This window comes from Microbacterium testaceum StLB037 (assembly GCF_000202635.1).
Taxonomy (GTDB): Bacteria; Actinomycetota; Actinomycetes; order Actinomycetales; family Microbacteriaceae; genus Microbacterium; species Microbacterium testaceum_F.
In genome coordinates this window covers 386,723-399,782 of record NC_015125.1, presented here as the reverse complement: position 1 = coordinate 399,782, position 13,060 = coordinate 386,723, and the positions used below count along the sequence as shown (strand labels likewise).

At 70.0% G+C, this 13,060-nt stretch carries 11 protein-coding genes; 8 read left to right on the top strand and 3 right to left on the bottom strand.

What is annotated here, in order from left to right; all coding sequences use genetic code 11:
- Window positions 1–5 precede the first annotated feature (5 nt).
- Window positions 6–1,322 carry a M50 family metallopeptidase gene (locus tag MTES_RS01895; protein WP_013583480.1) on the top strand — a complete coding sequence of 439 codons (1,317 nt, stop codon included), beginning with the start codon at window positions 6–8 and terminating at the stop codon, window positions 1,320–1,322.
- A 152-nt stretch (window positions 1,323–1,474) separates the two neighbouring features.
- On the opposite strand, the gene MTES_RS01890 is transcribed toward MTES_RS01895, so the two are convergent.
- On the bottom strand, window positions 1,475–3,409 hold the full coding sequence (locus tag MTES_RS01890) for an anthranilate synthase family protein (protein ID WP_013583479.1): 1,935 nt from the start codon (window positions 3,407–3,409) through the stop codon (window positions 1,475–1,477).
- Between the two features lie 207 nt (window positions 3,410–3,616).
- On the opposite strand from MTES_RS01890, the gene ispG reads away from it, so the two are divergent.
- Together ispG and MTES_RS01880 are read left to right on the top strand one after the other, a co-directional pair.
- Window positions 3,617–4,768, top strand: a complete 1,152-nt coding sequence (ispG, locus tag MTES_RS01885; RefSeq protein WP_193374908.1) for a flavodoxin-dependent (E)-4-hydroxy-3-methylbut-2-enyl-diphosphate synthase — start codon at window positions 3,617–3,619, stop codon at window positions 4,766–4,768.
- A 67-nt stretch (window positions 4,769–4,835) separates the two neighbouring features.
- The gene (locus MTES_RS01880; protein WP_013583476.1) at window positions 4,836–6,020 is read left to right on the top strand and encodes a benzoate/H(+) symporter BenE family transporter; all 1,185 of its coding nucleotides are present in this window, start codon (window positions 4,836–4,838) and stop codon (window positions 6,018–6,020) included.
- A 10-nt stretch (window positions 6,021–6,030) separates the two neighbouring features.
- Here MTES_RS01880 and pcp read toward each other — a convergent pair whose 3' ends face one another.
- Both pcp and MTES_RS01870 read right to left on the bottom strand, forming a co-directional pair.
- The gene (gene pcp / locus MTES_RS01875; protein ID WP_013583475.1) at window positions 6,031–6,663 is read right to left on the bottom strand and encodes a pyroglutamyl-peptidase I; all 633 of its coding nucleotides are present in this window, start codon (window positions 6,661–6,663) and stop codon (window positions 6,031–6,033) included.
- Between the two features lie 43 nt (window positions 6,664–6,706).
- Entirely contained in the window at window positions 6,707–7,546 is an 840-nt protein-coding gene (locus tag MTES_RS01870; protein WP_013583474.1) for a hypothetical protein, read from the bottom strand.
- 116 nt (window positions 7,547–7,662) lie between these two features.
- Here MTES_RS01870 and MTES_RS01865 point away from each other — a divergent pair, with 116 nt between their 5' ends.
- The 5 genes from MTES_RS01865 to MTES_RS01845 all read left to right on the top strand — a co-directional run bounded on the left by MTES_RS01865 (window position 7,663) and on the right by MTES_RS01845 (window position 12,998).
- The gene (locus tag MTES_RS01865; RefSeq protein WP_050901731.1) at window positions 7,663–8,193 is read left to right on the top strand and encodes an RNA polymerase sigma factor; all 531 of its coding nucleotides are present in this window, start codon (window positions 7,663–7,665) and stop codon (window positions 8,191–8,193) included.
- Window positions 8,190–9,392, top strand: coding sequence for a hypothetical protein (locus MTES_RS19685; protein ID WP_013583472.1), 1,203 nt, complete (start codon window positions 8,190–8,192; stop codon window positions 9,390–9,392). Before MTES_RS01865 ends, MTES_RS19685 begins: the two co-directional genes overlap by 4 nt.
- Entirely contained in the window at window positions 9,389–10,003 is a 615-nt protein-coding gene (locus tag MTES_RS19445; protein WP_158309738.1) for an RNA polymerase sigma factor, read from the top strand. Before MTES_RS19685 ends, MTES_RS19445 begins: the two co-directional genes overlap by 4 nt.
- Window positions 10,000–11,118, top strand: coding sequence for a hypothetical protein (locus MTES_RS01850; RefSeq protein WP_013583470.1), 1,119 nt, complete (start codon window positions 10,000–10,002; stop codon window positions 11,116–11,118). The genes MTES_RS19445 and MTES_RS01850 overlap by 4 nt, the downstream gene beginning before the upstream one ends.
- A gap of 83 nt (window positions 11,119–11,201) precedes the next feature.
- The gene (locus MTES_RS01845) at window positions 11,202–12,998 is read left to right on the top strand and encodes a proline--tRNA ligase (RefSeq protein WP_043361873.1); all 1,797 of its coding nucleotides are present in this window, start codon (window positions 11,202–11,204) and stop codon (window positions 12,996–12,998) included.
- The last annotated feature ends 62 nt before the right edge of the window (window positions 12,999–13,060 follow it).

Sequence of the window (13,060 nt, the reverse complement as noted above, 5' to 3'; positions counted from 1 at the left end):
GGCGGGTGACTGCGATCGCCTTCCTCATCGGTGTGCTCGTGCTCGTGGTGGGCCTCGCCATCTCGATCGCGCTGCACGAGATGGGCCACCTGCTCCCCGCCAAGATCTTCGGCGTGCGCGTCGGGCAGTACATGATCGGCTTCGGACCGACGCTGTGGTCGCGTCGGATCGGTGAGACCGAGTACGGGTTCAAGGCCCTGCCCCTCGGCGGCTTCATCTCGATGGCGGGCATGTACCCGCCCGCGCCCGAGGGGGAGGAGCCGTCGAAGCGACGCTCGCGCTTCTTCGCCACGATGGTGCAGGACGCCCGGGATGCCAACGCCGAGACGCTCATCGGGGGCGACGACCGCGCGTTCTACCGGCTCCCCGTGTGGAAGCGCATCATCATCATGCTCGGCGGGCCCGCGATGAACCTCGTCCTCGCGGTGGTGCTGTTCACGATCGCGCTGAGCGGTATCGGCATCCAGCAGGGGACGACCACCGTCGCTTCGGTCTCGGAGTGCGTGATCCCCGCCAGCCAGCAACGCCAGGACTGCGCGCCCTCCGACCCGGTCGCGCCCGCCAAGGCCGCGGGGATGCAGCCCGGCGACAAGATGATCTCGATCGACGGCACGCCGGTGTCGACCTTCACCGAAGCGGCGGCGATCATCCAGGCGTCTCCCGGCAAGCCCCTTTCGATGGTCATCGAGCGAGATGGCGCGGAGCAGACCATACAGTTCACCCCGCAGTCGACGGATCGGGCGGTGACCGATGCCCAGGGCCAGCCGATGACGGATGCCTCGGGCGCCCGTGAGTACGAGACCATCGGGTTTGCGGGTCTCAGCCCGCAGATCGCGTACGAGCCGCAGCCGATCTGGACGGGGGTCGACGCGACGGGCCAGTACATCGAGCACGTCGCGCAGATCATGGTGCAGCTGCCGGTGCGTATCTACGGCGTCGCGGTCGACACCCTCACGGGTCAGCCGCGCGACGCCGACAGCCCCATGAGCGTCGTCGGCGCCGGGCGGATGGCGGGGGAGATCGCCGCGGTGGACACCCCCATCCTCGATCGCGTGCAGCAGATGATCCTGCTGCTCGGCGGCCTCAACATCGCCCTCTTCGCCTTCAACCTCATTCCGCTGCTCCCGCTCGACGGGGGTCACGTGGTCGTGGCGCTCTGGGACGGGCTGAAGAAGCTGATCGCTCGGGCGCGCGGTCGGATCGCGAAGCCCGTGGATGCCACGCGCCTGGTACCCGTGACGTTCGTCGTCGTGATCCTGCTGGTGGGCATGGGCGGCGTGCTGTTCCTCGCCGACATCTTCAATCCGGTGAAGCTGCTCTAGCCGGGTTTCGGAGGCTTCGACAGGCTCAGCCGCCTGGGCCGCAGGCATGCGGAGGCTTCGACGGGCTCAGCCCCCTGGGGCGCGGGGCGAGGGGGCTTCGACGGGCTCAGCCACCCCGGGGTGGTCCCTGAGCCCGTCGAAGGGACCGTGCGTCAGAGCACGTGCGAGATCAGCCGCTCCAGCGTCCGCATGCCGTCGCGCGACAGGATCGACTCGAGGTGGCCCTGCACGCTCGCGTAGCCCGGGCCGCGTAGGGCATAGACGTCGCCGGTCGCGGGGTCGGCCGCGACATCGATGTCGACGTGGGTGACGACATCGCCCCCGCCGGACGTGATGCCGCGTCGGTCGCCGGGGTGTACGCGGGCCGTGAACGTGTTGTAGAAGCCGATCGAAGCGGGCTCGCCGAACACGTCGACGGTCTTCTGCAGGCCCTGGTGCGGCTGGGCGAGGGGCTGCAGGTCGATCCCGAGCGCGTCGGCGAGGATCTGGTGGCTCAGGCACACGGCCAGCAGCGGTGCGCCCGCCACACGACGGCGACCGACGACGTGGCGCATCGCCTCCATGCGCGGGCTCTCGTCGCGCGGGTCGCCGGGGCCGGGACCCGAGACGACGAGGTCGGCGGCGTCCAGCTCGGCGTCCGAGACCTCGGACCAGTGCACGATGCGGGTGTCGAGGCCGAGGTGGCGCAATTGGTGGGCGAGCATCGTGGTGAAGCGGTCCTCGGCATCCACGACGAGCGCCGTGCGCCCGGCGAAGGGGCCCGAGCCGTCGGGGTCCTGCGGATTCATCCAGAACGGCGCGAGACGATCGTTCCGGGATGCCAGGAGCTCGGCGATCGCGGGATCCTCGTCCAGCGGGCGACGGGGGTCGGTCGGTGCGTCCGGGTCGGCTGCCGGGGGAGCCGCCGGGACGTCGCGGGGGATCGCTCCGATCGCCCCGAGGACGCCCGCGGCCTTGCCGTGGGTCTCGCCGACTTCGCCGTCCGGGTCGGAGTGGCGCACGAGCGTGGCACCGACGGGAACGCGCAGGCGTCCGTCGACGAGGTACGCCGTGCGGATGAGGATCGGCGCGTCGAGGTCGTGCGTGGGGCCTTCGGTCGCACCGTTCGGGGTGAACAGCGCGGCGACGCCGGAGTAGTAGCCGCGCGGCGTCGTCTCGTGCCGGGCGATGACCGTGCAGGCGTTCTGCATGGGGGAGCCGGTGACGGTGGGGGCGAACATCGTCTCGCGCAGGATGTCGCGCGGGTCGAGGTCGCTGCGCCCGCGCAGCATGTACTCGGTGTGGGTCAGGCGCGACATCACCTTGAGGTGCGGGCCGGTGATGCGTCCGCCGTCGCTGCAGACGGCGCTCATCATCTTCAGCTCCTCGTCGACGACCATGAAGAGCTCCTCGGTCTCTTTGGTCGAGCGCAGGAACTCGGCGAGCGTCTCGGCGGTCGCCCCGCCGGCCGGGTGACGGAAGGTGCCCGAGATGGGGTTCATCGTCACGATGCCGTTCTGGGCGCTCACGTGCGCCTCGGGGCTCGCGCCGACCGCGATGTGGCCCTCGGTCACGACCGCGAACGTCCAGTAGGCGCCCTTCTCGTGCTCGAGCAGCGCGCGGAACCACGTCAGCGCGGCGACGCGCGGATCGACGTCGACCCCGGCGACGAAGTCGCGGCGGATGACGAAGTTCGCGCCCTCGCCCCGGCCGATCTCGTCGGCGATCACCCGGCGCACGATGTCCGCGTACTCCTCGTCGGCGATGTCGAAGCCCGCGTCCGCGAGCGGCACCGGGGAGGAGGGGAGGGAGGCCACGGTCTCCGCGCGATCGAGAGAGACACGCTCGTCCACCACGAGGCAGCGCAGCGGTGCCCCGTCGTCGTGACAGACGAAGCCGCGCTCACGCACCTGTCGGAACGGCACGAGCGCGAGGACTTCGCGCGCGGTGCCCGTGGCATCCGTCAGGGGGATGTCGCTGAGGAGATCGACGTCGACGACGTCACCGGTGAGGACCTCGACGGTCCTGCCGTCGCGCGCGATCAGCGCGAACGGGGCGGAACCGGCGAGGAGGTCGGGGATGAGGGTGGAGGGGTCGGGCCCGGTCATCGAGGTGTCTTTCGTCTATGAGCGAGGGTCCAAAGCGGCCGCCGAAAACACGAAGACCGCCCGGATTCCCCAGGGGGAGGGCGGTCTGTTGCATGCGTGCGCACCGCCTAGACGGTGGGCCACCAGGATGTGTACGCGCGCATGGCGCCGAACCTACCACAGGGCACCATCAGCCCCTGTCAGGGTACGGAAGCGTAGGCTGTGGACGTGCCTGCAGTGAACATCGGGATGCCCCGCGTGCCGGAGGTCCTCGCGCCTCGTCGCAAGACCCGTCAGATCAAGGTCGGCAAGGTCCTCGTCGGCGGTGACGCCCCGGTGAGCGTCCAGTCGATGACGACGACCCCGACGACCAACATCAACGCGACGCTCCAGCAGATCGCCGAGCTCACGGCATCCGGTTGCGAGATCGTGCGCGTTGCTGTTCCCTCGCAGGACGATGCGGACGTGCTCCACATCATCGCGAAGAAGAGCCAGATCCCGGTCATCGCCGACATCCACTTCCAGCCGAAGTACGTCTTCCAGGCGATCGACGCCGGGTGCGGTGCGGTGCGCGTGAACCCGGGCAACATCCGCAAGTTCGACGACCAGGTCGGCGCGATCGCCAAGGCCGCGAAAGACGCCGGCGTTTCGCTGCGCATCGGCGTCAACGCCGGGTCGCTCGACCGCCGCCTGCTCGAGAAGTACGGCAAGGCCACGCCCGAGGCTCTCGTCGAGAGCGCGGTCTGGGAGGCCTCGCTGTTCGAGGAGCACGACTTCCACGACTTCAAGATCTCGGTCAAGCACAACGACCCGATCGTCATGGTGAAGGCCTATCGTCTGCTCGCCGAGCGGGGCGACTGGCCCCTGCACCTCGGCGTGACCGAGGCCGGGCCCGCGTTCCAGGGCACGATCAAGAGCGCGACCGCGTTCGGCATCCTGCTCTCGGAGGGCATCGGCGACACGATCCGCGTCTCGCTGTCGGCGCCGCCGGCCGAAGAGGTCAAGGTCGGGCACCAGATCCTGCAGTCGCTGAACCTGCGCGAGCGCAAGCTCGAGATCGTCTCGTGCCCCTCGTGCGGTCGTGCCCAGGTCGACGTCTATACCCTCGCGGACGACGTCACCGAGGGCCTCAAGGACATGACCGTGCCGCTGCGCGTCGCCGTCATGGGCTGCGTCGTCAACGGCCCCGGCGAGGCGCGCGACGCCGACCTGGGCGTTGCCTCCGGCAACGGCAAGGGCCAGATCTTCGTCAAGGGCGAGGTCATCAAGACCGTTCCCGAGGCCGAGATCGTGCGCACGCTCATCGAAGAGGCGAACCGCCTCGCCGACGAGATGGGTCCGGACGCGGCTCCCGGCACGGCGCAGGTCATCACGGCCTGATCGGGGCATCGCGTGGTCCGCGCGAGAACGATGGGATCGCTGTCGTTCCGATAGCGTCGGGAGTCTCATGACCGAGACTTCGCACGCCTCCCTCGCCCGCCCGCTCATCGCCGGGGTCGTCACCGCTCTCGTCGGTTTCACCAGCACGTTCGCCGTCGTCCTCACGGGTCTTCGCTCGGTGGGGGCGACGCCCGAGCAGGCGGCGAGCGGCCTGCTCGCGATCACGCTGATGGTCGGGATCGGGTGCATCTTCCTCGCCTGGCGATACCGGATGCCGATCACCATCGCCTGGTCGACCCCCGGTGTCGCACTGCTCGCGGCCACCGGTGCCGTCGAGGGAGGGTGGCCCGCGGTGGTGGGCGGCTTCCTCGTCTCGGGCGCGCTGATCCTGTGCACCGCACTGTTCCCGCCGCTCGGCGCGCTCATCGCGCGGATCCCGCCGTCGATCGCGCAGGCGATGCTCGCGGGCGTCCTGTTTCCCCTCTGCGTCCAGCCGTTCCTCGGGCTCGTCGCCGACCCGTGGGGCGTGGCGCCGGTGCTGATCGTGTGGCTCGTGGCATCCCGTCTTCTGCCGCGCTGGGCCGTGCCCCTCGCGTTCGTCGCGGCCATCGTCGTGGTCGCCGTCTCGCTGGGGCGCACCGGGGCAGACCTGGATGCCGCGAGCCTCGTGCCGCAGCTCGCCTTCACCGCTCCCACGCTCACCGTGGGCTCGGTGGTCGGGATCGCCCTGCCCCTGTTCGTGGTGACGATGGCGTCGCAGAATGTACCGGGGGTCGCCGTCATGCGCAGCCTCGGCTACACGATCCCGTGGCGCCCGGCGATGCTCGTGACGGGCGCGGGCTCGATGCTGGCCGCCACCGGCGGGGGGCACGCGGTCAACCTCGGTGCGATCAGCGCGGCCATCGCGGCGGGTCCCGACTCGCACCCCGACCCGAAGCGGCGGTGGGTGGCGGGCGTCTCGGCCGGGAGCACCTACCTCGTGCTCGGGGCACTGTCGGCGGCGTTCGCGGCGATCGTGCTGCTCGCCCCGGCTGGAGTCATCCCGGCGGTCGCGGGGGTCGCGCTGTTCGCGGCGTTCGGCTCGGCCGTGCAGCAGGCGATCGACGACCCGGGGGAGCGGACCCCGGCCGTGGTGACGTTCCTCATCGCGGCATCCGGAATCGCCATCGCCGGCGTCAGCGCGGCCTTCTGGGCGCTGGTGGCGGGGCTCCTCGTGCGGACGATTCTGCACCTCGGGCGGCGCGCGGGCTGAGGCCGCGCCGTCAGTGCAGGGTGCCGCCCGGGGCGGCGACGTCCTCGCGCACGTCGAGCGCGGTGCGCACCGTCAGCTCGACGGCGCGGACGATGTCGTCGAGGGGGAGGGATGCCGCGCCCTCGGGGGCGTGCTCCCGCGCGGACGGCACGTGCACGAAGCCGGCCCGTACGCCGGGCGCGGCGGCATCCAGGGCCGTGTACATGACGTGGTTGCAGACGAACGTCCCCGCCGAGTGCGAGACCGCTGCCGGGATGCCCTCGCGGGTCAACGCCGCCGCGATCGCCTTGACGGGGAGGGTCGCGAAGTAGGCAGCCGGGCCGCCCTCGACCACCGGGCGGTCGACGGGCTGCGCGCCGTCGTTGTCGGGGATCCGCGCGTCGGCGAGATTGATCGCGACCCGCTCGGGAGTGACCTGGGCGCGTCCGCCCGCCAGTCCGGTGGCGATCACGATGTCGGGGCGGTGCTCGTCGAGCAGCTGCCGGAGTCGTGTCGCCGCCGCGTCGAACGCGACGGGCAGCACCTCGACGATCAGCCGTTCGGTGCCGGTCCAGCGCTCCTCGACGGCGCGGACGGCATCGCCAGACGGATTCGTGGCGTCTCCCGCGAACGGCTCGAACCCGGTGAGGAGGACGGTTTCCATCACTCCAGGCTATGCGCGGGTCGCTCGTTCAGGCGCGGGCGGGTCAGCCCAGGTCGAACTCGGCGCGGAGGCGCTCGCGGATGAGCACGTAGGGCGGGTAGTCGCGGAAGAAGCGGAGCTTGTCGGCCACGACCCCGCCGTCGGTCGGCTCGTCCTCCATCACGTAGGCCATGAAGCTCTCGGCGAAGTCCTCGGCGACGTTGGTCGCGGCGTACGCATCGACGAAATCGTCCTCGTGCGCGGCGTAGAACGCGTCGGCGACGTCGACATCCACGTTGTCGGCCTCGGGCGCGTCCGAGTAGGCCTCCCAGAACCGGTCGGAGAAGGCGAGCAGCGCCGTCTCCGGGAGCAGGCAGCCCTGACCGGTCCAGATCGTGTCGCAGGTGTCGGTGTAGGAGTCGACCGAATCCGGTCCGAGGCTCAGGACATGCGCGTACTCGTGCACGAGCGTGCCCAACCAGAGCTCTTCGTCGTCGGCGTAGGCGACGTTGGCCGCGAACGTCCAGTACTCGGGGGTGTCCTCGCGCGACACCCACGCCAGGGTGTCGCTGGAGGGGTCGTCGCCCACCTTCAGCTGACTGATTCGCGTGGCGGCGACGCGCGGGGTGAAGACGCGCTCGATCTCGGCCCAGACCGCGGCTGCCTCGGCACTCGGCGAGGGAGACAGGATGCCGTCGGCCCCCACCTCGTAGACCTCGGTGATGCGGAAGTCGTCGTCCGTCTCCCGGATGGGGTCGTCGAGAGGGGGAAGGCCGGTGCCCAACTCCGCCGCCGCCTGGCTCTGGGTGATCGACCACACGACGAGGCCGGTCGTCCCCCAGAAGACCACGCCGAGCACGAGCGCGACGCTGCTCGCGATCACGGCGATCCATCGGGGGTGCACGCCCTCACCCTAGGGGCAGACCGGCCCGCTCGCGTGTGCCGAAAGGCGTTATCGACTCGTGACCGAATCGACGTCGATTGCGGGAACTTCTTGCGCGGTGGCGGACACTACGGGGTGTGGAAGATGACGATGCCGGGCTGTGGGCTCGGGTTCTCGGGGGCGATGAGCTGGCTTTGGCGGCTTTGTTCGATCGGTATGACGGGCGGTTGTTCCGTCATGCGTCGCGGTTGTTGACGCATCGGGAGGATGCGAAGGATGCCGTGACGGTGGCGTTCTTCGAGTTGTGGCGGAAGCGGGCGTCGGTGCGGTTGGTGGAGGGGTCGCCGTTGCCGTGGCTGCTGAACACGGTGGCGCATTGTGCGCGGAATCTGGAGCGGTCGGGTCGGCGGTATCGGGCGTTGTTGGATCGGGCTCCAGTGTCGGTGGCGGCTTCGCACGATCACGACGACAGCGATGTGATGGCGGCGCTTCGGCGTTTGCCGGAGCGGGAGCAGGCGGTGATGGTTCTCGCGGTGTTGGAGGGGTACTCCGAGCGTGAGGTCGCGCAGGCGCTGGGGATCCCGGCGGGAACGGTGAAGTCGCGGCTGGCGCGGGCGAAAGCGCGCCTGCGTGGAGAACTTTCGTCCCTGGAAGGGGTGCGGGCATGAACGATCAGTTGACCCCGGACGAGCGCGCGGCGATGCGCTCTCGCATTCTCGGCGGTGCACGCGACATCAAGCCTGTCGGCGCTCATCGGGGCGCGGTGATCGCCGGAGCGATCGCCGCGGTGCTGGTGGTGGCGATCGCAGGCGGGGTTGCGACGACGTCGACGCTGTCGGCGCCGCAGATCGCGAACACCCCGAGCCCGAGCCCCACGGCGACGGTCGCGCCGGTCGTCCCCACGCCGACGCTCACGCCCACGCCCACGCCCACACCGACGTTCACGCCGACCCTGGCGCCGGCGCCGAGCACCCCCGTTGTCGCGTTCAATGGCGACTGCGGCCAGATGCTCACCGACACGGATCTCTCCGAGCTGCTCGTCGGTGGCCCCGGCAGGCTCTATACGGAGCCCGGACTCGGAACGAATGTGGAGGATTCCCTGGCTCTGCTGGGGGGACTCTCCTGCATCTGGATCGGCAATCAGGACTCGATCTCGGTCGTCGTCGCCGCACCGTCGGCGGTCGCCACCGACCTGCAGGCATCGATGGCGTCCGTGACGTGCTCGGTGGACCGCGGATGTGCGACCGGCCGGGTCGTGGGGGACCTCTGGGTCGGTGTGCTGGTCTCCGCCACTGCCGGCAACTACGAAGCCGGTTTCACCCAGGACGAGGTGTCCGCGGCATCCGCTCGGCTCGATCGCGTGATTTCGCGTGTGGCCGCCAAGCCGCACGCGTCACCCGTGGCGTCGTTCGGGTCGGTTCACGCCGATGGCTGGGTGCTCTCCGACTGTGTCGCCCTCAAAGGCCGAATGGAAGGGATTACCGGCCTCTCCCTCGAGATGCAGATCGCGCCGGGCGCGTACCCCACTCCGACTCGTCCGGTGGAGAGCCTGCTGATGAGCTCCGCGGGCGTCTCGACCTGCCTGTTCCGGGAACCGGCGGACGGCAGTCGGGAAATGATCGAGGTGACGCTGATGCCGGGGGCGTCGGCGCCGCCGGCATCAGCACTCGCGGTCACGGGAACGTCCGAGACGTCCGTCCCGGGCGCCGACCGGGCGTGGGTGCACGCGGACCCCAGCCGTGGGTACTTGACGGATCTCGTGGCCGTCGTCGGCGACAACCGCCTTCTCGTCAGACGCTTCACGGGGTCGCCGTCGGGGACGGATGCCGACAAAATCGCTGCGGCTGTGCTGGAGTCCGTGCGGTGAGCGAGGTCGATCGGCAACGGGCTCCGCTCGGACACGGCGAAGAAACGGAAGAGGAACGAAGAGTGGTCTCGGGGGCGGACATGGGGAGCGAGGACGACGCCGGGCTGTGGGCTCGGGTTCTCGGGGGCGATGAGCTGGCTTTGGCGGCATTGTTCGATCGGTATGACGGGCGGTTGTTCCGTCATGCGTCGCGGTTGTTGACGCATCGGGAGGATGCGAAGGATGCCGTGACGGTGGCGTTCTTCGAGTTGTGGCGGAAGCGGGCGTCGGTGCGGTTGGTGGAGGGGTCGCCGTTGCCGTGGCTGCTGAACACGGTGGCGCATTGTGCACGGAATCTGGAGCGGTCGGGTCGGCGGTACCGGGCGTTGCTGGATCGGGCTCCGGTGTCGGTGGCGGCTCCGCACGATCACGACGACAGCGATGTGATGGCGGCGCTTCGGCGTTTGCCGGAGCGGGAGCAGGCGGTGGTGGTGCTGTCGGTGCTCGAGGGGTATGCGGAGCGTGAGGTTGCTCAGGTGTTGGGTATTCCGGTGGGAACGGTGAAGTCGCGTTTGGCGCGCGCGAAGACGAAGCTGCGTGGCGAGCTCGGGCAGGAAGGAGCGCGGGCATGAACGACGAGTTGACGCCCGAGGAGCGTGCGGTCATGCGATCGCGGATCGTGGGTGGGGCGCGGGGTATTGCGCCCGCGGGCGCGCATCGGAATGCGTGGATCGCGGGATCGGTCGCGGCGGTGCTGGTGGTGGCGCTCGCTGGCGGTGTGGTGGCGACGTCGACCCTGTCCGCGCCGCAGATCGCGAACACCCCGTCACCGACGGCCACCGCGACGACGGTGCCGACACCCGCACCGATCACTACCTCTACGCCCACGCCGACGACCTCGGTCGCGAGTCTCGGATCGCCGCCCTTCGATGGATCGTGCGCAAACGTCGTCGATGAGCAGGCGTTGGCGGACGCGACGGGTCATCCGATGGCGGCCGCCGGGGTGAAATGGGACGACGGACGCGGGACGGTTCGAGGCGGTCTCACCTGCTGGTGGGTGTCGGCGGACGAGTTTCTCGCGGCGATCGTTCGCGTAGCGGTCTTCCCGATCGATCAGGAACCGACGGAGCCGGAACTCTTCGGTCAGGAGGGGTGCACATCGGGCGTGGGAGACGAGTGCACCCGGGTGGGCACCGTGGATGGCACGCGCGTGTGGGTGCGGATGTCAGGTTCGCCCGACAACCTCGAGTCGCGATCGAGCGACGTCTTGGCCGAGGTTCTGTCTCGGGTCGGTGCGTATGCGCCGGGCATTCCCGCCACGCCGACAGGGGCGTGGTGGGGCGCACTCGACTGCTCCGCCGTGGAGAGTGTCATCGATCCAACCGACATCGGGTACGACTCGGTCACCGTGGAGCCTCCGACCTTCTCGTCCTTCCCCGACGGCTGCAGTCTCGCCTTCCGTCAGGGATACGAGGGCTGGACGGCGTCCGCATTCCCCGTGGCCGGCGGGGCGGTTGCGGTCCCATCCGTGATCGCTGCGGGCGGCGAGCAGATCGACGTCGCCGGGGCTCGGGAGGCGTACTGGGTTGCCGCGTCCGACGGCGTGGATGGAGGAGGCGGGTACGCCCTGATCGCGAGTGACGGTGTCAACGCGCTGCAGGTCTACGTGGGCGCGGGGATGTCGTCACTGGAGACCGACCTTCAGCGCGCGACGTTCGTGGCCGAGCGCATCCTGCCTCTCCTGTGACGAGTGGAGACCTCGCCGCCGGACGCGACGGCGAGGTCTCCGGCATCCATCCCCCACACCGGCGCGCCGTAGACTCGATGATCGTGGTCACCCGTCTGTCGAACTTCTTCCTCCGCACGCTCCGCGAAGACCCCTCCGATGCCGAGGTGGCCAGCCACCGTCTGCTCGTGCGGGCCGGATACATCCGCCGTAACGCGCCGGGCATCTTCGCCTGGCTCCCGCTGGGGCTGAAGGTCAAGGCCAAAATCGAGACGGTCGTGCGCGAGGAGATGGCGAACGCCGGAGCGTTCGAGGTGCACTTCCCGGCGCTGCTCCCGCGCGAGCCCTACGAGGTCACGGGCCGGTGGGAGGAGTACGGCGACGCGCTGTTCCGCCTGCAGGACCGCAAGGGCGCCGACTACCTGCTCGCGCCCACGCACGAAGAGATGTTCACCCTGCTGGTGAAAGATCTGTACTCGTCGTACAAAGACCTTCCGCTCACGATCTACCAGATCCAGGACAAGTACCGCGACGAGGCGCGTCCCCGCGCCGGGCTCCTGCGCGGCCGCGAATTCACGATGAAGGACGCGTACTCGTTCGACGCGACGGATGCCGGTCTGAACGCGTCCTACCAGGCACAGCGCGACGCCTACGAGCGCATCTTCACGCGCCTGGGTCTCGAGTACGTGATCGTCGCCGCCGACGCGGGCGCGATGGGCGGGTCGAAGTCGGAGGAGTTCCTGCACCCGACCCCCATCGGCGAGGACACCTTCGTGCGCTCCGCCGGCGGCTACGCGGCGAACGTCGAGGCGTTCACGACCGTCGTGCCCGAGGCGCTGCCGATCGAGGGGCAGCCGGATGCCGTGATCTTCGACTCCCCGAACACGCCCACGATCGCGACCCTCGTCGATCACGCGAACGCGCACCTCGACGCTCCCGCCCCTGGCATCGCCGGTCCCGCCACGGCCGAGGCCACCGCGTGGACGGCCGCGCACACGCTGAAGAACGTCGTCCTCGCCCTCACGCACCTCGACGGCACGCGAGAGCTGGTCGTCGTGGGCCTGCCGGGTGACCGCGACGTGGACGACAAGCGCGTCGAGGTCGCCTTCGCCCCCGCCGAGGTCGAAGCCGCCACCGAAGAGGACTTCGCGAAGAACCCGCTGCTGGTCAAGGGCTACATCGGCCCCTGGTCGCCCACGGGCCCCGTCCTGGGCGAGGAGTCGGCGACGAAGATCCGCTACTACCTCGACCCGCGCGTGGTCGACGGCACCGCGTGGATCACCGGCGCGAACATCGACCAGAAGCACGTGCACTCGCTCGTCGCCGGCCGCGACTTCGTCGGCGACGGCTTCGTCGAGGTCTCGACCGTGCGCGCCGGCGACCCCGCCCCCGACGGCTCGGGCCCGGTGGAGCTCGCGCGCGGCATGGAGATCGGTCACGTCTTCCAGCTCGGCCGCAAGTACGCAGAGGCCCTCGGCCTCAAGGTCCTCGACGAGAACGGCAAGCTCGCCACCGTCACCATGGGCTCCTACGGCATCGGCGTCACCCGCATCCTCGCCATCATCGCCGAGCTCAACAACGACGAGAAGGGCCTGATCTGGCCCGCGTCGGTCGCCCCGTTCGACGTGCACGTCGTCGCCACCGGTCGCGACGCGGCCGCGTTCGAGCTGGCCGAGCAGGTGTCGGCCGACCTCGAGGCCGCCGGTCTCGACGTGCTCTACGACGACCGCCCCAAGGTCTCGCCGGGCGTGAAGTTCGGCGACGCCGAGCTGGTCGGCATCCCGCGCATCCTCATCGTGGGCCGCGGCGCCGCCGAGGGCCAGGTCGAGCTGTGGGACCGCCGCACGGGCGAGCGCGAGACGCTCCCCGTCGCCGACGCCCTGGCGGCGCTGGCGCGCTGACCCTGTCGAGACGGCATCCCTCTGCCCCGGTGGAAGGATGCCGTTTCGTCGTTCGCGCATGC